This is a genomic window from Thioalkalivibrio sp. ALE17, from assembly GCF_000425605.1.
GTDB lineage: Bacteria > Pseudomonadota > Gammaproteobacteria > Ectothiorhodospirales > Ectothiorhodospiraceae > Thioalkalivibrio.
In genome coordinates, this window is sequence record NZ_AUDT01000001.1 from 227,509 (window position 1) to 248,312 (window position 20,804).

Below are 20,804 nucleotides of genomic sequence, written 5' to 3' on the forward strand. Positions count from 1 at the left end.
GCGCGCGATGCACGCCATCGGCATCGACCTCGGCACCTCGGGGATCCGGCTCGTGCTGCTGGACCCGGCGGGCGAGCGGATCCATGCCGCGCAGCGGGCGCTGCCGGCCTCGGTCGGTGGCGAGGCGCAGCGCGCGGAGCAGAACCCGGCCCTTTGGTGGTCCCATGTACGCGAGCTCCTGCGCGAGGCCGCTACGCATCTGAATGGCCAGCCGGCGGCGATCGCGGTGGACGGGACCTCGGCGACCCTGCTGCGCCTGGACGCCGATGGACGCCCGACCCACCCGGCATTGATGTACAACGATGCCCGGGCCACCGACATGCTGCCCGTGCTGGCCGGGGTGGCCCCGGCCGCTTCCGCCGTGCACAGCCCCAGTTCCTCGGCCGCGAAGCTGCTGTGGTTGCGTCGCCACGAGGGGCTCTCGGGCGTGCGCCGCGTCCTGCATCAGGCCGACTGGATCGCCGGGCGCCTGCGCGGGCGCTTCGACCACATGGACGAAAACAACGCCCTGAAACTGGGCTACGACGCCCTGTGGGGGGGATGGCCGAACTGGCTGCAGGAAACCCTCGGGACCGACGCCACCCTGCTGCCGGAAGTGGTCCCCGCCGGCACCGTGCTGGGCCCAGTGGACCCGCAGGTGGCGGAGGCACTGCACCTGAACCCGGCCTGTCGGGTGGTGGCCGGCACCACCGACAGCATCGCCGGATTTCTCGCCTCCGGTGTCGCCGATGACACCACCGGGGTCACCAGCCTGGGCTCGACGCTGGTGCTCAAGCAGCTGGCACCGGAGCCGATCTACGCCCCGGAACTGGGTATCTACAGCCACCGGTTGCTGGGGCGCTGGCTGGTCGGCGGCGCCTCCAACAGCGGCGGCGCCGTGCTGCGCCAGTACTTCGACGATGCGGCGCTGGAGCGGCTGAGCGACACCATCGACCCGGAGAGCGACAGCGGGCTGGACTACCGGCCCCTGCCCCGGCCCGGCGAGCGCTTCCCGGTTAACGACCCCGAGCTGGCACCTCGCCTTTCCCCCCGGCCCGACGATGATGCGCGATTCCTGCAAGGCCTGTTCGAGGGGATCGCCCGCATCGAACGCGACGGCTACCAGCGCCTGACCGAGCTGGGCGCCCCGCGTGTCGAACGCGTGGTGTCCCTCGGCGGCGGCGCCCGAAACCCCGTATGGACCCGCATCCGCAGCCGGATTCTGGCGCTCCCGGTCACCCTGGCCGAGGACGACGATGCCGCCCGGGGCGCCGCCCGGCTCGCGCGCATCGGCGTGGGGCTGGAGCCGGGCCCCGCGGACTGACCATCCCCTTTGCCGCGAACGTCCATGTAGGAGCCGCCTTGGCGGCGAAGCCCCTGCCAAAGCCAGAGACGGCCCCGAATGGGATGAGTTCGGCGATCCAGTTCCCGTAACACGGATATCCGGTTTTCCAGAACCGGACGCGGGCAGGGGCTTCGCCGCCAAGGCGGCTCCTACCGCATGTCCGGGGGCAGGGCCCAATCTAAAGGTGGTGATCGGTGCTACATTCGGGAGAGAACCCCCCAACAAAGGGATATGACATGCACTGGACGCGAGTTCTCGGGATTGCCCTGCTGGTGGGCGGGATCATTTTGCTGGTGATGGGCTATAACGCGACCGAAAGCCTGGGCGAGGAGCTGCACCAGGAATTCATGGGGCGCTACACGGAAGAGACGCGCTGGTACCTGATCGCAGGCGGCGTGATGTCGGTCGTTGGGCTGGTGCTGGCGATCTTCGGAGTGCGCCGCTGAATCCACCGTGCCGGCCCCTTCGCTCCGCCTGACACCGCTGTTCGCGTTCCTGGCACCCTTTCGCGGGCTCTCGCGCGTATTCGAGCCGGGCCTGCGGGGCCTGGTGATCGGGCCCCTGATCATCAACATCGTGGTGGTGATCGGCCTGGCGACGGCGGCCGCATTTGGCTTCGAGGCACTGCTGGCCACGTGGCTCCCGAGTGGCTGGGACTGGCTGGCCTGGCTGCTATGGCCGCTGTTCGCCCTGGCGCTGCTGGTGGCCTTTGCGGTATCGGCAGTGGCCCTGGCCGCGATCATCGCCAGCCCGTTCTCCGGCCCGCTGGCCTACCGTACCGCCCGCGGCCTGGGCCACGAACCGCGCCAGCCGGCGCGCTCGTTTTTCGGCGAGATGGGTCACGCGAGTATCACCGCGCTGCGCAAGACCGGGTACTACGCCCTGCTGTTCATCCCGGTGCTGATCATCACGGTGGTCCCCGGGCTGAACCTGCTGGCCGGACTGGCGTGGTTCCTGTTCGGTAGCTGGGTACTGGCCGTCGAATTCATGGAGGCCCCGCTGGCGAACGACGGCCTGGAGTTTGCGGCGGTCCGCCAGACGTTGCGCGCCCACCGGTTGGAGACGCTCAGCTTCGGGGCCGGCACCACGCTGCTGGCGATGGTGCCCGTGGTCAACCTGCTGCTGGTTCCGGCCGCCGTGATCGGCGCGACCCACCTGCGCGTGCGCCTGCCCGACCCCCGGGGCAACGCCTAAAGCATTTCTCACCACGGAGCGCACGGAGGGCACAGAGAAAGAAATTCAAAAGCGGGTTACAGGAAGTAGGGAAGGACGCTGGAAGGAATAACAACGGCCGGATCGATTCTTCCGGCATCACTCATCTCGGAGGCAAGCCTTCCGGGGCAAGGCGACTCGCCGAAACCCTGCGAGCCCCAGGCCCTCCAGCCCATCATCCCTTCCAACCTTCAAACCTTCCTGTAAATCGCCCTTGCCCTTCTTCGTGCCTTCGTGCGCTTCGTGGTGCCAAACGCCCTTGACCTCGTGAGAGGCGGGATCCGAATCAGCCCAGTAGCGCATCCAGCGGGTTGTCGGTCGGCAGCGGGCGCATGCGGCCCTCGCGCAGCTCCTGCGCGACGCCCTGCAGGGAATGGCGGCGGCTGGCGCCTTGGTCGAGCGACAGGAAGAGATAGCCGCGCGTGGCCTCGCCGCGCCACACGAGGCCCATGCGGTGCAGCTGCCCGCTGGCCTTGTCCACCAGTTCGAACCACTCGCCGGTGCGCATCCGGCTGGCATCGAAGACGCAGGGGTCGTCGAGATCGGTCAGCAGATCCGGGTCGTCGTCCTCCAGGCGCGTGGCGCGACGCGCCTGGATGCGGGCCTGCGGGTCGAAGCGCGGCTCGTCGGCCGCGGCACGGATGCGCTGCAGGTGCGCCTGCCCGAGGTGCTGCACCACCGCCTTGATGCGCGCCTCGTCGGCGCCATGCTCGCGGGCAGTGGCGACGATCTTCTGCACCAGCGGATTGACCTCCTGCGGGGTAACCCCGTTGCAGATTGCCCGCACCACCTCCTGGACCTCGGCGTCCAGGACCTGCACGGCCGCCTCGTCCACGGCCAGGAGGTCTTCCCAGGCCTCGGCGATCTGCTCGGCGGCGCGCTCCGGCAGCTCGGCACCGGTCTCCAGCACGCATACGGTCAGGGTGCGTCGGGCGCGGGCGGCGCGTTCCTTCTGGCACATCGGCTCGGCAAGTGCGTCCGCCTGCGCCTGCCAGTGCGCGTCCTGCTCCGCCAGGGCCGTATCCCATTCCTCGCGCAGGGTCTGTGCGCCGGCTCGATCAAGGACATCGACCTCCTTTTCCAGGCGTTCGACGCTCTGGCGCATCGCGTCGAGGTAGCCTTTGACCAGCGCGGCGTCCTCCGCGCCGTTGTCGGGGCTGATGCGCACACCGGTGTTAATCAGGCTGCCCACCCATTCACGCAGCGGGTGGGCGGGGTCGTGGAAGAATTCGAGATCGCGGCTGACCACGCGCGCGAGCAGCGGTTGCAGCTTCAGCATGATCGCGCGGAACTCGGGATGGCACTCGAGCTGGCGCGACACCTCGGCGAACACGCCCGCCAGCACACCCGTGATGACGTCCTCCAGGGGGGCCTCGACCGCCGAGCCACCGGCGCCCGCCGCCGGGCCCATACCCGCCCCGCCGGCGGCCAGCAGCCAGCCGGAGGACGCCGCCCATTGCTGCCAGGCCTCCGGGGCCGCATCCGCCGCGGGCATCGGCGCGCGGGCCGCCACGCCCACGCCAGCGCCGGCTTCCGAAGTGGCCGCCTCGTCCGCCTCGGTCGCGGGCGCCGCCGCGCCGTCGGGGGCCGGTTCGGCGCTGGCGGCGCCCCAGCTCGCGCGAGCCGCCGGCCGGTCCAGATCGCCATCCGGTTCCTCGGAAACCGGCTCGCGGACCAGCCCACAGGACTCCACCGTCTCGACCACGAAGGCCAGGGTCGGCGCGGCGGTGCTGCCCAGGCAGCGCACATACCCGCGCATCAGGTCCAGGGTCATGTCGGTACGGCCGAACTGGGCCTCGGCGGTCTCGATCAGGCGCTCGTACCAGTTCAGCGGCGACCACGGCGCCCAGCCGGGGTGCTCGAAGCGATCCTCCTCGCGCGCCGCCTGCAGGAAGACAAACCAGGAATAGCGATTGTGCTCGCGGACCAGTCCTTCCAGTTTGTGCCGCAGGGAGCGGCGGGTGGACTGGTAGTCGTCCAGGATCTGCAACCCGGAGTTGTCGCCCGCGTAGCTGGAACCGGAGAATTCGTACTTCGGGGGATAGGTCGTGGCCAGGAAGTCCCGTTCCAGGGCCTCCTCGAACTGGCGGCGCAGCACGAACTGATAGCCCTGAAGCTCGTTGGCCCACTCGCTGCTTTCGGAGTCCTTGCCGCCGGCGGTCCAGTCCCGGGCGATCGCCTCCAGACAACGGTCGAGGTGGTCAGCCACTCGTGGAACGATGCCACGCGCCAGTTGCTGGCGCTGCGCATCCGACAATCCAGCCAGTCCCGACCATAGCTTCGCTGGATCGGCCCCCGGGCCTTCCCGGCCTGTCTGCTCCGTGCCTGCCATTGCTTGGGTGCCCTCGTCTAGCCGCGCGATTGCCCCCGTAAGTTCAACGTGAGGCACCCATTAGTGTACAGGCGCGGCAAAAGCAGAGCATCCGGGGCAGCTTCCGGCTCGATCCTAGGGAAACACTGATCAAGGTACACGCTCGCGATCGAGTCGCTTTTGCGCGCGATTAAATCAGCTTCTCCCTAGCCCGATTCAGTCGTCCAGTGGCTGCGCGCCCACCTGGACCATGTCGCCTTCGATGCGCACGGGGAACCGGGTCAGCGGCTCTTCCGCCGGCGGCTCCATGACCTCGCCGGTGCGCAGACAGAACTGGGCATCGTGCATCGGACAGGTAATGCAGTCGTCGGGGTCGATCTCGCCGTCGGCGATGGGTACATCCTCGTGGGTACAGAGATTCTCCACCGCGAAATACTCGCCGCCGAGGTTGAAGATGGCGACCTCGGTATCCGCCGTCTCCACCAGGCGATGGTCTCCATCCTCGATCGTCCCGACCGGGGCTACATCAATCCAATGTGTCATTGCGTCTCCCTTGGCAAAACCCGGGGTTCAGGCAGCAGATTCGTTCAACGGGCGGATGCACGCAGGGCCGCAGTGGCGGCCGGGTCAATCTCGATCCGCCGCCCTTCTTCCGGGTGATAGGAAAAGCGCCCGACTACGCGCAGGTTCTCGCCCAGGTGGTCGCGGACCGCCGAACCGGGGGTGACCGCCACCCGGTTGATGGCGTCGTCCTCGAGCCAGTAATGCTCGGGATCGTCGAAGCGGTTCACCACTCCCTCGGTTTCCACCAGCTCGCCGTCGAACGCCGGAGCCGACGCCGCCAGTTGCTCCAGCGTTACCGGCGCCACGCGCTCGCCACCGCAGGCTACCAACAAGGCTGACGCTACCAACCCCAGAATCAGGGCCTTCATCCCCTTCCACACGATCGTTTCTCCCGGTTCCGCTCACGGCGCATGCCGCATCCTTCTCCATACAGCCTAACGAAAGGGGCATTCGTCGTGCCGATTCACCCGCGAATCACAGGCTCAAGCGAGACGGTTCGCTGCCGTTACCCGGGAATGACGACCCGCACACGCACCCGACAGGGACGCTCAAACGCATGAATTCGGCACATCAGAACCGCTCCCGCTCGCCCTCGCGAATGACCCGGCCTCGGTCGAGCGCCGGCCCGAAGGCCACGGGGGCACTGGACCCGAACGAACGGCGACACCTCGCTCCAAGGGAAGACTGGGTGGAACTGGCGGAGGAGACCCTCAGACTGATCCGGCAACTGCGGGTTTAGGCCCTGCGGCGCGCCGGGCGTTAGCGGGCGTGCTGGGCGAGCCAGCGGTCCAGGGCGTTGCCGAAGGCCTGGCGGTCGCGCGGGCCCAGGGCCGCGGGACCGCCGGTATCCACGCCGCTCCCGCGCAGGGTGTCCATGAAATCGCGCATGCTGAGGCGCTCGCGGATGTTGTCGCGGGTATAGAGCTCGCCGCGTGGATTGAGCGCCTGGCCGCCCTTCTCGATCACCTCCGCGGCCAGCGGGATGTCGGCGGTGATCACCAGGTCGCCCGCCGCGAGGCGCCGGACAATCTCGTTGTCGGCCACGTCGAACCCGGCACCCACCTGGATGGAGTCGATCAGCTTGGACGGCGGCGTACGCATCGGCTGGTTGGCCACCAGGGTCATCGGTGTCCCGGTCCGCTTCGCCGCGCGAAACAGGATTTCCTTGATCACAGCGGGACAGGCGTCCGCATCCACCCAGATCTTCATGGGCCTCCTTCCGGGGCGTTCAATGACGGTTGCGGCACAGGGTATCGGTTCGCGGCGCCCGGCACATTTTTCGCCGCCCGAGTTGGCACCCGCACAAGCCCGTGTTATCAGGGACCCGAACAGGAGAGACCTGCTCCTGCCTTCAAACAGGGCGTGCGTTCCGGTCGGGCCACGCATCCAACCCGCAAGGAGCATCCCATGGGCATCGAAGTTACCGGCATTCTGGGCCTCGTCTGGCTGCTGATCGTCATCTGGGCGATCGTGCGCACCGCGCAAAGCCCCGCCGGCCCGGTCGTCAAGTTGCTGTGGATCCTGATCCTGCTGTTCCTGCCGCTTCTGGGGCTGATCGCCTGGCTGCTGCTGGGCCCCCGATAGGCGCCCGTCGCGCCCTTCACAGGCGGCGCAGAAACGCCGCCAGGTCTACGTCCCGGCCCTCCAGTTCGCGTAGCCGCGCAAGCAGCGCTTCCTGGGATCCGAACCGCTCGTGATCAAAGCCCGGGGCACGGGATGTCCGCTGCCGCCCCGGGATACCCGGGTCCGGGTCCGCAGCACGCCAGCCGAAGTCCGGTGGCGGGTCGGACGTCCGCGTATCGGCAGCCGGAACGGCATCCCGCTCCGCAGGGGCCGCCGGCCTCGGCGGATCGGCGGGGCCCAGCGCCTCACCCAGCGCGACATCCTCCGCAACCTCGGGGCTGGCCGCCCCTTCCGGCGGCGCATCGACCGAAGGCTCAACCCCCTTGATGGCCGGTCGCCCGGTGCGCGCCCGGTACTGCTCGTGCAGGGTGTTCAGGACCTCGGCCAGGGCTTCCGGGTCCGCCACCTCCAGCGCGTTCTCGAAGGCCCGGCGTAACGGGGCCAGGCCCTGGTCGGCATCCACCTCCGGCGGGGGCGTCTCGCCGGCCGGGGAATCCACAGCTTCCTGGACCGCCGTTGCCGGCGGGGCCGTGGCTTCGAATCCGTGATCCCCGGCGGAACCGGCAGTGGATCGGGGAGCGGGTGGAGACCCCTCGAGCCGCCCGCGCCAGAAGCGGCTGAAGGCCGCGTCGGGCCCCTGCGGCGGGTCGTCGTCCAGCGCGTTGGCCAGGCGCTGAAACGGGCGGAACGACGGATCGCCCTCGGCAAACAGCGCGACCGGGTGCTGCAGGGTGACCGCCGTACGCAGACTCTCGTCGCGCTGGACGAAACCCAGGAAATCGACCCGCGTATGCAGGTATTTTTCCACCGCGTTGCCGAAGCGCTGGAACACGCTGCGCGCCTCGGCAACGTCCGCGACCATGTTGACGACCACCCGTACATCCAGCGCCTGCCGGCGCAAGGCGAGTTTCAGCAGGGAGAAGGCGTCCGTCAGGGAGGTCGGCTCCGGGGTGAGCACCAGCAGGACCTGATGGCTGGCCGCGAGGAAGTCCAGCGTGGTGTCGCCGATGCCGGCGGCGGTGTCCAGCAACAGGTCGTCGAAATCCGATTCGATGCGCGCCAGCTCCGTGACCAGGCGCTGCTGGTGGGCCTCGGAGAGCTCGGCGTACTCGCGGATGCCACTGGCGCCCGGGATGATCCGCAGGCCATGGGGCCCTTCCAGGAGGATCTCCTCGATGCCGCATTCCCCGGCCAGCACCTCGGGCAGCCCCCGTTGCGGACGCAGCCCCAGCAGGATGTTGACGTTGGCCAGCCCGGTGTCGCCGTCGAGGATGCACACCCGCCGCCCCCGGCGCGCCAGGGTAATCCCGAGGTTCACCGCGAGGCTGGACTTGCCCACGCCACCCTTGCCACTGGCCACGGCCAGGACCCGTGGCCGCGCCACCGCTGCGGATCGGGAATCCGCCGAGGCACTGCGATCGGACATTGCGGCTCCCTGCATGGCACTCATCGGCATGGATTAAGGAAACCCTGATCGGTAAAGGATGACGGCGAACTCACGGCCGGTCTACCCCGTCCGGTAGCGTGTCCGAATACCGCACAGTATAGTCGGTTATCAAGAGCGGCCCGGCGCGCAGGCGCCACACGGTGCCAACACCGGGTTCGCGGTTCGGGCAACTGAGACGGCGGGTCGGCTACAGCGTCTCCGGGGAACAGCATGGCGAGGGTCAACACGGCAACGGACGCATTACCCAGCCTGCCCCAGGCGCTGATCCCCGTTCTTGATGCCACCCAGGCAGATGAAGCCGATTTCCAGTCCCTCGCCCGCGCCATCCTGCAGGATGCCGGGATGTCCGGCCGCCTGCTGCAGGCCGCCAACTCCCCCTTCTACTACCGTGGCTCCCCCTGCCGCACCATCGACCGCGCCCTGTTCAGCCTGGGCCTGGACACGGTGCGCAGTCTGGCCCTCACCGCGGCGATCCAGCAGCTGTTCGGCGAGTTCGCACCCCGGCATCGCGGCTACCTCCGCGTAATCTGGCGCCGCGCCCTGACCACCGCCAGCCTCGCCCAGGTCCTCGCGACCCTGACCCGCTACCCCCGCCCGGAAGAGGCCTACCTGGCCGGGTTGCTGATCGACATCGGCCGCCTGATCCGGCTTGCCGGAGACGAGGGCCACTACTGGCCCCTGCTGCAGGCGGCGGAGGATGACCCGCACCTGGTGGCCCTGGAACGCAACAGCTTCGGGTGCCACTACGGCGAGCTGGGCGGCGACTGCCTGGAGACCTGGGGCCTCGGCCCTTTCGTGGCCGATGCCGTGCGCTACCACCTGGAGCCGGCCGAACGCGTGCGTGATGCCCACCACCTGGTGAAGCTGGTGAACCTGGCACATGCCATGGCCTGCCTTCCGGCCACCCTCGCGGCCAGCACCGAGGCCACCTGCAACGAAACGGCGCTGGCCGCCGCCGACACGCTGTTCGGCCTGAACGAGGGTCTGGCACGGGCCCTGCGCGAACGGGTGGCCGAAGATGTCCGGCGCATCGCCGGCTCGCTGGAGATCGATCTCGACGCCCCCGCGCCGGGTCCAGAGACGCAGGACGGGCCGGAATCGAACGACCGGGCAGCCGAACGCGCCCTTGGGGCACGGGTCCGGGACCTCACCGAACTGGAACGGATCAACGCGGAGATGGCCCGCGCGACCCGCCTGCAGGACCGCTGCCTGGCCGCGCGGCGCACCCTGTTTTTGACCCTGGGCGTGAGCCAGAGCCTGCTGTTTCTGGTCGACGACGACCAGCAGTCGGTCTCCGCCTGGGTAGAGGATGACGAGACACCCGATTTCACCCTGCCGCTGCTGCCCGGGCGCAGCCTGGTCACCGACACCCTGCTGGACCGCGAGATCCTGCGTCACGAGGAGGAAAACGCCGCCGGCCTCCCGGTGATCGACCAGCAGCTGTTCCGCCTGTGCGAGGCGGAACGCCTGTGGAGCTTTCCGCTGCTGGCCGAGGGCCAGCAGCCCGCCGGCGTGCTGATCCTCGGGCTGACGCACGGCCAGGCGGAGGGCCTGGAACCCCGCAGCGACTTCATCCGCTCCCTGACCCGCGAGATCGCGCGCGCCCTGACGCAGCCCCGCCCCGAGCCCCGAGACACGGACGCTACCGAACAGCGCATCCGCGAGACCGTGCACGAGGCCGGCAACCCGCTCAGCATCATCCAGAACTACCTGGGCGTGCTGCACCACAAGCTGGGTGCGGAGCACGAGGCCCGCCACGAGCTGGGCCTCATCAAGGACGAGATCGACCGGGTCGGGCGCATCCTGCTGCGCCTGCGCGATCCGGAGGCCGCCGCGACCGGAGAGACCGGACCGGGCTCGCTGAACGCACTGGTGCGCCAGGTCGCGGACATCGTCGACGGATCCCTGTGCCGGACCCGGGGCATCCAGCTCCATCTGGACCTCAGCCCCTCGGACCCGCCGCTGTCCGTGTCGGCGGATCACCTGCGCCAGATCCTGACGAACCTGCTGAAGAACGCCGCAGAGGCGCAGGAGAACGGTGGTGAGATCAGTATCGCCACCCGCGCCCCGACCACGGTCAATGGCCGCCGCGTGGTCCCCTTGTCGGTCACCGACAAGGGACCCGGCCTGCCACCGGCGGTCCAGGCCGCCGCGTTCGCGCCGGTGGCGTCCAGCAAGGGGCCGGGCCATGCCGGCCTCGGGCTCAGCATCGTCAAGCGCCTGACCGAGGAGATCGGTGCGGGCTTCACCTTCACCAGCACAAGCGCCGGGACGCGCTTCGAAATCACCCTGCCCCTGGTCACACAGGGGACAGCGGACGCATCAGGGATGACGCAATCATGACGCCCTGAGGCCTTGATGACCGACCGCGACACGCCGATCGACCCGCAGTCCGTCCGCATCCTGATCGCCGATGACGATCCCGGCCTGCTCGAAAGCCTGCGGGGCCTGCTGAGTTTGGAAGGCTATCCCGTACGCACCGCCCCGGGTGGCGGCGCCGCCATCGAGGCCCTGCGCGAAAAGCACTATGACCTGCTGCTGCTCGATCTCGCCATGCCGGAACTCGACGGTCTCGATGTCCTGCGCTTCATGCAGGCCGCCGGCCTGGAAACCCTGACCGTGGTGGTGAGTGGCAACAGCACCGTGGAGGACGTCGCCGGGGCCCTGCGCGAGGGCGCGCACGACTATCTGAAAAAACCCTACGAACCGGCCGAACTTCTGGCGACCGTACGCAACGCGCTGCAGCACAAGGCGCTGGAAGACGCCAACCGCGCCATGCGCGCGCGCCTGGAGAAATCCGAGCGCCTGCACCGCATGATCGTGAACAACTCGCCCGACATCGTGTTCGTGCTGGATGCGGAACACCGCTTCCGTTTCGTGAACTCGCGCGTCCACGAACTGCTGGGCTATGCCCGTCAGGACCTGCTCGAGTCCTCCATCCTGGACCTGGTCGAACCCGAGGACCGCGACAAGGCCGCGTATTTTTTCGAACAGGCCACCCGCCGCCAGGCCCATATCCGCTCCGTCGAACTCGCCCTGAAACCGGCGCGCCCGTCCCACACCCGGCACTTCTTCGAGGTCGCGGTGTGGCCCAACGGGGCCGGGGACGAAAACGCCGAGGGCCGGCATGAGGCGCTGACCTACGGCACCGCCCGCGACATCACCGAGCGCAAGGAATCCGAGGCCTTCATCAACTTCCAGGCCTACCACGACCTGCTCACTCGCCTGCCCAACCGCGCACTGTTCCGCGACCGCGTGGATGTGGCTATTTCCCACGCCCATCGCTCCGGCACGCAACTGGCCGTGCTGTTTATCGACCTGAACCGCTTCAAGGTGATCAACGACTCGCTCGGGCACACGGTCGGCGACCGCCTGCTGCAGGGCGTGGCGCAGCGCCTGCAGGGCTGCATCCGCAAGGGGGACACGCTGTCGCGCTTCGGCGGCGACGAGTTCACCCTGCTGATCCCGGGCCTGGCCAGCAGCGAGGCCGCGATCCAGGTCGCCGAGAAGATCCTGGAGAGCCTGCAGGCCCCGTTCCAGATCGGCGACCACGAACTGTTCGTCGGCGCCAGCATCGGCATCGCAATCTACCCGGATGCCGGCGACAACCTCGAGGCCCTGATCAAGAACGCGGACATCGCGATGTACCGCGAAAAGAGTACCGGCAAGACCGGGGTGCGCGTGTACAGCCCGGACATGGGCGGCCACCCCCCGCGCCGGCTGCAGCTGGAACAGGACATGCGCCGTGCCCTGGAGCGCGACGAGTTCCATATCCTCTATCAGCCTCAGGTCGACACGGAAACCGGGCAAATGGTCGGCGTCGAGGCGCTGATTCGCTGGGACCACCCGCAACTGGGGCTGCTGGGCCCGGCCGAGTTCATCCCGGTCGCCGAGGACACCCGCCTGATCGTGGATCTCGACCGCCTGACCCTGCGCACCGCCATTCGCGAGGTGCAGCAGCACATGCAGTCGGGCTATCCGGAACTACATTTGGCCGTGAACCTCTCCCCCGTACTGGTGGAGCGCGACGATTTCGTCGAGGACTTCCTGGGCATCCTGGGCGAGGCCGGCTTCCCGCCCGATCTGCTGGAGGTGGAGATCACCGAGAACCTGCTGATGAGCGACACCCCGGACACGGTGCACAAACTGAACCGGCTGGGGGCCGCCGGCGTGCAGATCGCGGTGGACGACTTCGGCACCGGCTACTCGTCCCTCAGCTACCTTCAGAAGCTGCCGATCCATACCCTCAAGATCGATCGCAGCTTCACGCAGACCATCTGCCGCGAGGACGAGGCCTGCATCGTCAACGCGATCATCTCCATGGCGCGCGGCCTGAACATGAATATCGTGGCCGAGGGGGTGGAGACCGACGCCCACCGCGATTACCTGCGCAAGCTGGAGTGTCCGATGATGCAGGGCTTCCTGTTCGGTCAGCCCGCCCCGCTGCACCGCCTGCTGGAGAACGACGCGATCGCGCCCCGGCCCGTAGCCTGTCAGTAGGCCGCGACCACGACCGCCTGCTCGACCTACTCGACCGCGGCCACCTGCGACTCGGTATCCGCCAGGAAGCGGTGCCCCTGGCGCAGGCAGTAGCGCAGCCACTTGTACAGGAACCGGTTGTGCCGCCAGCGACAGACCAGGCCCGGGTGGCCGCTCAGCATCTCCGGGACGGCACCGTCCCCGATGGTCCGGCAGTGCAGCTCCAGCACCTCGGCCTGGCGCGCGTCATGGAACAGGCGCACGCGCATGTCTGGCTGCTCGCGGCGTTCACCCTGATGATCGAACCGGTAGGTGAGGTGCAGCGTGGTGGTATAGCGGGTGCGCTCCAGCACCTCCAGGTACAGATCCAGCGCGCCCGCCACCCGCGAGACCGAACGCACCGGCTGCCGCTCGAGTTCGGGACACAGACGGCGCAGCGCGAGGTAGTTCTCCTCGTACATCTCCATCAGTGCCGCGAAGCTCTCGGGCCTGGGTTCCAGGTGGGACGGGGTCTGACGCTCCAGCAACATGTCGCGCAGTCTAACAGGCCAGGGCGGCTTCGCCGCGAGCGCCAGTAGTGCCAGGCGGGACACCCCCCGGGGTTTTTGGTACCTTCGAATCGACCAACAAGGATCCGCGACCCCATGGACATAAGCGTCGTCACCACCCGGCCCTTTTCCGACCAGAAGCCCGGCACCTCCGGCCTGCGGAAGCGCGTCCGCCAGTTCCGCCAGCCGCACTACCTCGAGAACTACATCCAGAGCATCTTCGACGCCTGTCCCGACCTGAAGGACGGCGAACTGCTCCTGGGTGGCGACGGGCGCTTCCACAACCGCGAGGCGATCCAGCTGATCCTGCGCATGGCCCTGGCCAACGGTGTGAAGAAGGTCGCCGTGGGGCACGCCGGCCTCCTGTCGACCCCGGCCGCATCGCACCTCATCCGCTCGCGCGGGGCGACGGGCGCCCTGATCCTGTCTGCCTCGCACAACCCGGGAGGCCCGGAGGGCGATTTCGGGGTCAAGCTCAACACCGCCAACGGCGGCCCCGCTCCGCCCTCGGTGACCGACGCCATCTTCGAGCAGAGCACCCGCATCCAGCACTACCGCATCGCCAATGGCACCGAGCACGTGGACATCGATCACCTGCACGCCGGACAGCTGGGCGACATGGCCGTCGAGGTGGTCGATCCGGTCGGGACCTATGCCGATTACATGGCCACCCTGTTCGACTTCGAGCGCATCGGCGAACTCCTGCGCTCCGATCACTTCCGCATGCGCTTCGATGCCATGCATGCCGTGACCGGCCCGTATGCCGAGGAGATCCTGGTCAACCGCCTGGGGGCCCCGGCCGAGACCATCCTGCGCGCCGAGCCGCTGGCCGACTTTGGGGGCCGCCACCCGGACCCGAACCTGTCGCACGCGCGGGAGCTGCGCGAGGCCCTGTACGGCCGCGATGCCCCGGATTTTGGCGCCGCCTCGGACGGTGACGGCGACCGCAATATGATCCTCGGCCGGCATTTCTTCGTCACGCCCTCGGACAGCCTCGCGATCATGGCGGCCAACGCCCACCACATCCCGGCATTTGCCGACGGCCTGAAGGGCGTGGCGCGCAGCATGCCTACCAGTCAGGCCGTAGACGTGGTCGCCAAAAAGCTGGACCTCCCCTGCTTCGAGACCCCGACCGGCTGGAAATTCTTCGGCAACCTGCTGGACGACGGACGCATCCGGCTGTGCGGCGAGGAAAGTTTCGGCACCAGTTCCGACCACGTGCGCGAAAAGGACGGCCTGTGGGCCGTGCTGTTCTGGCTCAACCTGCTGGCGGCCCGGCGCCAGTCGGTGGAGGAGATCGTGCGCGATCACTGGCGCCAGTACGGACGCCATTACTACACCCGGCACGACTACGAGGCCGTGGAGAGCGACCGCGCCGAACAGGTGATGGCACGCATCCGCGAACAGCTCTCGGTGCTGCCGGGGCAATCCCTGGCCGGCATGCGCGTGGCGCGCGCGGACGACTTCGCCTACCGCGACCCGGTGGACAACAGCCTGACCGAGCACCAGGGCCTGCGCGTGCTGTTCGAGAGCGGTGCCCGCATCGTCTTCCGGCTGTCCGGCACCGGCACCGAGGGCGCCACGCTGCGCCTGTACATCGAGCAGCACGAGACCCATCCGGAACACCTCGATGCCGACCCGCAGGAACTGCTGCGTCCGCTGATCGAGGCCGCCTCCCGGCTCGGCGACATCCCCGGCCTGACCCGCCGCGAGAAACCCGACGTCATCACCTGACCGGGCCCGCGCGGCATGGATATCACCGCCACCCGCATCCGCTGGCGGCACGCCTATGCCTTCGTGCTGGCCGCCACTGCCTCGGCCGTCGGCCTGGGCAACATCTGGAAGTTCCCCTATATCCTGGGCGAGAACGGCGGGGGTGCGTTCCTGCTGGTCTACCTCGCGGCGATTGCCGTAATCGGTATCCCGGTCATGATGGCCGAGGTCATGATCGGCCGGCGCGGGCGCCGGTCACCGGGCTATGCGGCGCTGGCCGTAGCCCGCGAGAGTCGGGCGCACGATGGCTGGCAGATGGTTGGCTGGATCGGGATCCTAGCGTCATTCGTGATCATGGGCTTTTATGTGGTGGTGGCGGGGTGGGTGTTTTCCTACATCCCGCAGGCGGCGGCCGGGGCCTTTTCCCAGGCCGATGGCGAACAGGTACGGGCGGTCTTCGTGGCCACCACCACCTCGGCCAGCGGAATGCTGTCGTGGACGGCCTTCGGGATCGGTGCCACCTTTCTGATCCTCGGCCTGGGGCTGCGCGGCGGCCTGGAACGCAGCGTCAGCGTCCTGATGCCCCTTCTGTTCGCGCTGTTGTTGCTGGCAATGGCCAGCGGCCTGTGGATCGGCGACGTCCGCAGCGCGGCCGCCTTCATGTTTTGGCCCGATTTCGCGGCGCTGGAGCCGCGCAGCCTGCTGATCGCCGTCGGCCATGCCTTCTTTACCATGACCCTCGCGGCCGGCGTGCTGATGATGTTCGGGGCCTACCTGCCACAGGAGATCTCGATCGGCGGCACCGCCGCCGGCATCGCAATCGCGGACACCCTGATTGCCCTGACCGCGGGGCTCGCGATCTTTCCCGTTGTATTCGCCTTCGATCTCGATCCCACGGCCGGCCCCGCTCTGATGTTCGAAGCCCTGCCACTGGCGCTCAGCGCGATCACGGCCGGCGCGCTCCTGACCGTGCTGTTCTTCGTCATGCTGGGCCTTGCCGCCTTCGGCACGATGATCACCGGCGTTCAGGTCTTCGTGCACCTGCTCCACGAACGTTTCGGGCTTGGGCACTGGTGGGCGTCCCTTACGGCCACGCTGAGCATCGGGGCGTGCAGCCTGATCACCATTTTTTCCTTCAGCGGGGCGGAATGGGCGCAAATCGATATCACGCTACTTGGGCGCGAACTGCCAACGCTTTACCACCTGCTGGAACACACCTCGATCAATATCCTGCTGCCCCTTTCCGGGCTGATGATCGCGGTGTTCGCAGGCTGGGTGGTCCCGGCGCACATCGCGGCGCAGGAGCTGCCGCACCGGCCGCTTGTCCTGGCCACCTGGCGCTGGACCCTGCGTTTCGTGGCCCCCGCCGCACTCCTGCTGCTGTTCTGGCAGTTCTCGTCCTTCGGCAGCCACCTGCCCCGCCTTTAGGGAAATACTGGGGTAACTAACCCAGCAGGGTCTGCAGTCTCTCCACGGCCTCGCGCAGTCGGGTCTCCGACTGGGTATAGGCGATCCGCAGATAGTCCCGCCCCCGAGTCGGGCTGAAATCCGTACCTGGCGTCAGGGCCACGCCGGCCTGGTCGAGAATGCGTGCGCAAAGCGCCTCGGAGTCCGGTCCGTGGGCGGTACAGTCGGCATAGATGTAGAACGCCCCTTCCGGACGCGCCTGGACCTCGAGCCCGAGCCCCGGCAGCGCGTCCAGGAGCACGTCGCGCCGCTGTTCGAGCTCGCGCACCTGCGTCTGCAGCAGGGCCTCGGTCGCCGGGGTGAAGGCCTCCAGTGCCGCCGTCTGGGCCATCGTGGCCGGGGCCACGAACAGGTTCTGCGCCAGGCGACGCACCGGGTCCACCCAGGTCTCGGGCACCACCATCCAGCCCAGGCGCCAGCCGGTCATCGCGAAGTACTTGGAGAAGGAATTGATCACCACCACGTCCGGGAAGCCAGCCGCGGCACTGGGCTCGGGGCGGTCAAAGACGATCTGGGCGTAGATCTCGTCCATGATCACCAGCCCGCCGCGCTCGCGCACGACCTCGACGATCGCGGTCAGGCGTTCGCGCGACAGGCAGGTCCCGGTCGGGTTCGCCGGGGAACCCAGCAGCACCGCCCGGGTGTTCGCGTGCCATGCCCCGGCGATGGCCTCGGGCGTCGGCTGGAAGGCATCCTCGGCGTGCACCGGCAGGCCCACGGGCAGCGCGCCACGCGCGGCGACGAACTGCCGGTTGCAGGCGTAGCCCGGGTCCGGAAGCAGGACCTCCTCGCCCGGATTCACCCCGGCCGCCAGGGCCAGCAGGATCGCCGCCGATGCGCCCGCCGTGATCACGATCCGCTCGGGATCCACATCGGCACCGTGGCGCCGACGGTAGTCGGCGGCCAGTGCCTCGCGCAGCGCGCGGGTCCCGTGGGCGGGGGTGTAGCGCGTATCCCCGGCGGCCAGCGCCGCACGACCGGCGGCAATCACCGGAGGCGGCGTCGGGAAATCCGGCTCCCCGACCTCCAGATGGATGATATCGCGCCCGTTGCGCTCGGCCTCCTGGGCCCGGGCGAGGATGTCCATCACGCGGAACGGCTCGACCACCCTGGCGAATGCCGACAGGTCCGGGTCATGGGCCGGGCTGGCGAGAGGCGCCGAGGTCATCCTGGACTCAGCGGCGCACGTGCCGCATCAGGCGCTTGCGCTTTTGCTGCTGCCGCGGAGTCAGCTTGTTGCGCCGGCCGGCATACGGATTGCGACCGGACCGGAACTCCAGGCGCAGGGGCGTCCCGACCAGCTTGAGGTGCTTGCGGAAGAAGTTTTCCAGGTAGCGCTTGTAGCTGCCCGGCAGAGAATCGGTCTGGTTGCCGTGGACCACGATCACCGGCGGATTCTGCCCGCCCTGATGGGCGTAGCGCAGCTTGATCCGGCGACCGCTGACCATGGGCGGCGCATGCTCCGCCACCGCGGCCTCGAGCAGGCGCGTGAGTTCCGGCGTGGAGACCTTGCGAAAGGCGCTGGCATGCGCCTCGCGCACATCATCCAGCAGGTGCCCGACATTGGTGCCGTGCAACGCGGAGATCAGGCGCATGCGGGCGAAGTCGACAAAGCCCAGGCGGCGGTCCAGCTCGTCCCGGATGCGCTCGCGCGCATGGTCCTCCATGCCGTCCCACTTGTTGACCGCCAGCACCAGCGCGCGCCCTGCCTCGATCACCATGCCCAGCAGGTGCGAATCCTGGTCCGACAGCCCGGACTGGGCATCGACCACCAGGATCACCACGTGGGCGGCCTCGATGGCCTGCAGCGTCTTGATCACGCTGAATTTCTCGATCACCTCGTGCACCCGCGCCCGGCGCCGCACACCGGCGGTATCGATCAGGGTGTAGTCGGTGCCGTCACGCTCGAAGGGTACGAAGATGCTGTCGCGGGTGGTCCCGGCGACATCGGTGGCCACCACGCGCTCGTCACCAAGGATGCGGTTGACCAGGGTGGACTTGCCGACATTGGGCCGCCCGACAATCGCCACGCGGATGCCCGGCCAGTCGTCCAGGGCCGCCTGCTGCGAGGCCTCGTCGAGCCCGTCGCTGGACGCCGCTTCACTGGCCTCATCGCCTCCGGCCTCCAGCGCCGCGCGGCGCGCCGCCGCCACGTCCTTGCGCACTCCCTGCATCAGGCCCTGCACGCCCCGCCCGTGGGCGGCCGCGATGGCCGTGATCGAGCCCAGGCCCAGCGCGTAGAACTCGGCGCTGACCGAGTCGGCGTCCAGACCGTCGGTCTTGTTCACCACCACCCGGGCCTTCACGCCGGCCGCCCGCAGCTGGTCGGCGATGACCTGGTCCTGCGGCGTCAGGCCATCGCGGGCGTCCACCAGGAACAGCACGTGATCGGCCTCGGCCACCGCGCGCCGGGTCTGCTCGGCCATCGCGCGGTCCATTTCCGCGCCCTCGCCCGACAGCCCGCCGGTGTCCACCACCAGGTAGGGGAAGTCGCCCACCTTGCCGATGCCGTACTGGCGATCCCGCGTGAGCCCCGCGACATCGGCCACCAGGGCATCACGCGAGCGCGTGAGCTGATTGAACAGGGTGGACTTCCCGACGTTGGGGCGCCCGACCAGCGCGATCACCGGGATCATCGGTGTTCCCGACCCCCGCGGTACCCAGAGGCGGCTGGCCTAAGCGGGCTCACTCGGCGCCCCGGATCGCGGGGTTCACCGCGGTCAGTTGCCCGTTGTCGGTCACCACGTACAGCGTCCCGTTGACCAGCGTCGGGCGGGTCACCACGGAACCCGAGCTCGCGCGCAGCCGCGCGACGATGCGCCCATCCTCGAGATCGATCCAGTGCAGGTAGCCCTCGTAATCGCCGACGATCGCATGCGGTCCCACCACGACCGGCGCCGTGACCCCGCGCAGGCGCAGCCCGTCCATCTGCCACAGGTCGCCGCCACTGCGCGGCTGCAGGCCCCACACGTGGCTCTCGGCATCGGTCACCACCAGCACGTCGGAGTCGGTGTCCACGTCCGCGCCCTGGTAGGACGAGAAATCGCGGGTCCAGAAGAGCTCGCCGGAATTCAGATCCAGCGCGGCCAGACGGCCCTGATAGCTCGCGGCAATGGCCGCACCGCGATACAGCGGGATATGGCCGTCCACGTCCACCATGCGCTCGACCTCGGTGCGACCACTGGGGATGCCCAGCGTGGTCTCCCACAGGACATTGCCGCGATTAAGCCCCAGCATCAGCAGGCGCCCGTTGTCGAAACCGGCCAGCACGCGTCCGGAGGTGATCTGCGGGCGCTGGGCGCCGCGCAGGCTCAGCGAGGGCGTGGTCCGCAGCGCGGTCCACTGGGTCGCGCCCGAGGCGGCGTCCAGCGCATGCAGGCGGCCGTCATTGGTGCGCACGACCACCAGCCCGCCAGCGACGTCCGAGACGGCCAGCACCTCGCTGGACAGCGCGGCGCGCCAGCGTTCCCCGCCCCCTTCCAGGTCCACGCCGATCGCATAGCCGTCCAGGGTCCCGACCACCGCGAGGTCTTCGCCAACTCCGACACCGGCCGAGACTCGGGCGTCGTCCAGGCGCACCTGCCAGCGCTGGCTGCCACTCTCCGGATTCAGCCCGGAGACACGTCCGCCGGCGTCGGTCATCACCACAAGCTCGTCGGTGATCCCCGGGTAGACCTGCCACAGGAAACGCTCGCCGCCGCTGCCCACCGAGCGCGACCACAGCCGTTCCGGCTGTCCCTCCGCCTCGAACTCCGGCAGTTCGGCCGGGGGCTCGGTGGTATCACGCTGCCACAGCCCGCAGGCGCTGAGGGACAGGATCAGGGCGCCGGCAATCAGCAGACGCATGGCCGGACTTGCAAGGTAAGGCACTGACATCGGGCGACAGATCCTCTCGGGAAACAAGGGTTTATGTACACACTCGCGTTCGTGTCGCGGGTGCGCGCGAACGACGGGCGGCCCAGGAATCTGGCGGATTCGGGCGATCGTCGCGAGCGTGGCGGGAGAGCGAGTCCATTTTTTCGGTCTCTCGAGGCGCATAGTGGGCACTATGTAACGAGAGAGAGCGGAAAAAGGGGCCGTTCTCCCACGCGCGCAGCCGATCAGTTCCAAGTCCGA

The 20,804-nt window shown here is 68.6% G+C and carries 17 protein-coding genes; 8 read left to right on the plus strand and 9 right to left on the minus strand.

The features are described 5' to 3' along the window. The first annotated feature begins 7 nt into the window (after nucleotides 1-7). The 3 genes from H609_RS0101020 (at nucleotide 8) to cysZ (ending at nucleotide 2,518) form a co-directional block, all read left to right on the plus strand. A complete protein-coding gene (locus H609_RS0101020; RefSeq protein WP_028484089.1) occupies nucleotides 8-1,303 on the plus strand; it encodes an FGGY-family carbohydrate kinase in 1,296 nt (431 codons plus the stop codon). 257 nt (nucleotides 1,304-1,560) lie between these two features. Further along, entirely contained in the window at nucleotides 1,561-1,770 is a 210-nt protein-coding gene (locus H609_RS0101025) for a DUF3185 family protein (RefSeq protein ID WP_028484090.1), read from the plus strand. A 7-nt stretch (nucleotides 1,771-1,777) separates the two neighbouring features. Next, nucleotides 1,778-2,518, plus strand: coding sequence for a sulfate transporter CysZ (cysZ, locus tag H609_RS0101030; protein WP_028484091.1), 741 nt, complete (start codon nucleotides 1,778-1,780; stop codon nucleotides 2,516-2,518). Between the two features lie 304 nt (nucleotides 2,519-2,822). On the opposite strand, the gene H609_RS0101035 is transcribed toward cysZ, so the two are convergent. The 4 genes from H609_RS0101035 to H609_RS0101050 form a co-directional block, all read right to left on the minus strand. Then, entirely contained in the window at nucleotides 2,823-4,793 is a 1,971-nt protein-coding gene (locus H609_RS0101035; RefSeq protein WP_028484092.1) for a DUF1631 family protein, read from the minus strand. A 270-nt stretch (nucleotides 4,794-5,063) separates the two neighbouring features. Then, nucleotides 5,064-5,390, minus strand: coding sequence for a non-heme iron oxygenase ferredoxin subunit (locus H609_RS0101040; RefSeq protein ID WP_018875713.1), 327 nt, complete (start codon nucleotides 5,388-5,390; stop codon nucleotides 5,064-5,066). Nucleotides 5,391-5,434: 44 nt separating this feature from the next. After that, nucleotides 5,435-5,779 (minus strand): hypothetical protein, encoded by a 345-nt coding sequence (locus tag H609_RS0101045; RefSeq protein ID WP_018878348.1) that lies wholly within the window; start codon nucleotides 5,777-5,779, stop codon nucleotides 5,435-5,437. 391 nt (nucleotides 5,780-6,170) lie between these two features. Beyond that, nucleotides 6,171-6,620, minus strand: a complete 450-nt coding sequence (locus H609_RS0101050) for a YaiI/YqxD family protein (protein WP_018866806.1) — start codon at nucleotides 6,618-6,620, stop codon at nucleotides 6,171-6,173. A 198-nt stretch (nucleotides 6,621-6,818) separates the two neighbouring features. Here H609_RS0101050 and H609_RS13610 point away from each other — a divergent pair, with 198 nt between their 5' ends. Next, nucleotides 6,819-6,995, plus strand: coding sequence for a PLDc N-terminal domain-containing protein (locus H609_RS13610; RefSeq protein WP_018878923.1), 177 nt, complete (start codon nucleotides 6,819-6,821; stop codon nucleotides 6,993-6,995). 16 nt (nucleotides 6,996-7,011) lie between these two features. On the opposite strand, the gene H609_RS0101060 is transcribed toward H609_RS13610, so the two are convergent. Continuing rightward, the gene (locus H609_RS0101060) at nucleotides 7,012-8,460 is read right to left on the minus strand and encodes a P-loop NTPase (protein WP_028484093.1); all 1,449 of its coding nucleotides are present in this window, start codon (nucleotides 8,458-8,460) and stop codon (nucleotides 7,012-7,014) included. Nucleotides 8,461-8,691: 231 nt separating this feature from the next. On the opposite strand from H609_RS0101060, the gene H609_RS0101065 reads away from it, so the two are divergent. After that, nucleotides 8,692-10,824, plus strand: coding sequence for an HDOD domain-containing protein (locus tag H609_RS0101065; RefSeq protein ID WP_028484094.1), 2,133 nt, complete (start codon nucleotides 8,692-8,694; stop codon nucleotides 10,822-10,824). 15 nt (nucleotides 10,825-10,839) lie between these two features. Next, on the plus strand, nucleotides 10,840-12,981 hold the full coding sequence (locus H609_RS0101070; protein ID WP_028484095.1) for an EAL domain-containing protein: 2,142 nt from the start codon (nucleotides 10,840-10,842) through the stop codon (nucleotides 12,979-12,981). Between the two features lie 26 nt (nucleotides 12,982-13,007). On the opposite strand, the gene H609_RS0101075 is transcribed toward H609_RS0101070, so the two are convergent. After that, on the minus strand, nucleotides 13,008-13,490 hold the full coding sequence (locus H609_RS0101075) for a DUF1249 domain-containing protein (protein WP_018866811.1): 483 nt from the start codon (nucleotides 13,488-13,490) through the stop codon (nucleotides 13,008-13,010). A 114-nt stretch (nucleotides 13,491-13,604) separates the two neighbouring features. Between H609_RS0101075 and H609_RS0101080 the strand changes: the two genes are divergently transcribed. After that, nucleotides 13,605-15,242, plus strand: coding sequence for an alpha-D-glucose phosphate-specific phosphoglucomutase (locus tag H609_RS0101080; protein WP_028484096.1), 1,638 nt, complete (start codon nucleotides 13,605-13,607; stop codon nucleotides 15,240-15,242). Between the two features lie 15 nt (nucleotides 15,243-15,257). Next, nucleotides 15,258-16,649, plus strand: coding sequence for a sodium-dependent transporter (locus tag H609_RS0101085; RefSeq protein WP_028484097.1), 1,392 nt, complete (start codon nucleotides 15,258-15,260; stop codon nucleotides 16,647-16,649). 16 nt (nucleotides 16,650-16,665) lie between these two features. Here the strand turns inward: H609_RS0101085 and H609_RS0101090 are convergent, their stop codons facing one another. The 3 genes from H609_RS0101090 to bamB are packed head-to-tail and all read right to left on the minus strand — an operon-like array spanning nucleotide 16,666 to nucleotide 20,534. Continuing rightward, on the minus strand, nucleotides 16,666-17,856 hold the full coding sequence (locus tag H609_RS0101090) for an aminotransferase class I/II-fold pyridoxal phosphate-dependent enzyme (protein WP_028484098.1): 1,191 nt from the start codon (nucleotides 17,854-17,856) through the stop codon (nucleotides 16,666-16,668). Between the two features lie 7 nt (nucleotides 17,857-17,863). Next, nucleotides 17,864-19,324 carry a ribosome biogenesis GTPase Der gene (gene der, locus H609_RS0101095; RefSeq protein ID WP_028484099.1) on the minus strand — a complete coding sequence of 487 codons (1,461 nt, stop codon included), beginning with the start codon at nucleotides 19,322-19,324 and terminating at the stop codon, nucleotides 17,864-17,866. 49 nt (nucleotides 19,325-19,373) lie between these two features. Continuing rightward, nucleotides 19,374-20,534: an outer membrane protein assembly factor BamB gene (gene bamB, locus H609_RS0101100; RefSeq protein ID WP_028484100.1), complete on the minus strand. Its 1,161-nt coding sequence runs from the start codon at nucleotides 20,532-20,534 to the stop codon at nucleotides 19,374-19,376. Nucleotides 20,535-20,804: the final 270 nt, after the last annotated feature.

Coding starts and splice junctions, on each gene's coding strand:
- H609_RS0101020 (WP_028484089.1), top strand. CDS start 8: ATGCACGCCATCGGCATCGACCTCGGCACCTCGGGGATCCGGCTCGTG.
- H609_RS0101025 (WP_028484090.1), top strand. CDS start 1,561: ATGCACTGGACGCGAGTTCTCGGGATTGCCCTGCTGGTGGGCGGGATC.
- H609_RS0101040 (WP_018875713.1), bottom strand. CDS start 5,390: ATGACACATTGGATTGATGTAGCCCCGGTCGGGACGATCGAGGATGGA.
- H609_RS0101045 (WP_018878348.1), bottom strand. CDS start 5,779: ATGAAGGCCCTGATTCTGGGGTTGGTAGCGTCAGCCTTGTTGGTAGCC.
- H609_RS0101050 (WP_018866806.1), bottom strand. CDS start 6,620: ATGAAGATCTGGGTGGATGCGGACGCCTGTCCCGCTGTGATCAAGGAA.
- H609_RS13610 (WP_018878923.1), top strand. CDS start 6,819: ATGGGCATCGAAGTTACCGGCATTCTGGGCCTCGTCTGGCTGCTGATC.
- H609_RS0101060 (WP_028484093.1), bottom strand. CDS start 8,460: ATGTCCGATCGCAGTGCCTCGGCGGATTCCCGATCCGCAGCGGTGGCG.
- H609_RS0101065 (WP_028484094.1), top strand. CDS start 8,692: ATGGCGAGGGTCAACACGGCAACGGACGCATTACCCAGCCTGCCCCAG.
- H609_RS0101070 (WP_028484095.1), top strand. CDS start 10,840: ATGACCGACCGCGACACGCCGATCGACCCGCAGTCCGTCCGCATCCTG.
- H609_RS0101075 (WP_018866811.1), bottom strand. CDS start 13,490: ATGTTGCTGGAGCGTCAGACCCCGTCCCACCTGGAACCCAGGCCCGAG.
- H609_RS0101080 (WP_028484096.1), top strand. CDS start 13,605: ATGGACATAAGCGTCGTCACCACCCGGCCCTTTTCCGACCAGAAGCCC.
- H609_RS0101085 (WP_028484097.1), top strand. CDS start 15,258: ATGGATATCACCGCCACCCGCATCCGCTGGCGGCACGCCTATGCCTTC.
- H609_RS0101090 (WP_028484098.1), bottom strand. CDS start 17,856: ATGACCTCGGCGCCTCTCGCCAGCCCGGCCCATGACCCGGACCTGTCG.
- der (WP_028484099.1), bottom strand. CDS start 19,324: ATGATCCCGGTGATCGCGCTGGTCGGGCGCCCCAACGTCGGGAAGTCC.
- bamB (WP_028484100.1), bottom strand. CDS start 20,534: ATGCGTCTGCTGATTGCCGGCGCCCTGATCCTGTCCCTCAGCGCCTGC.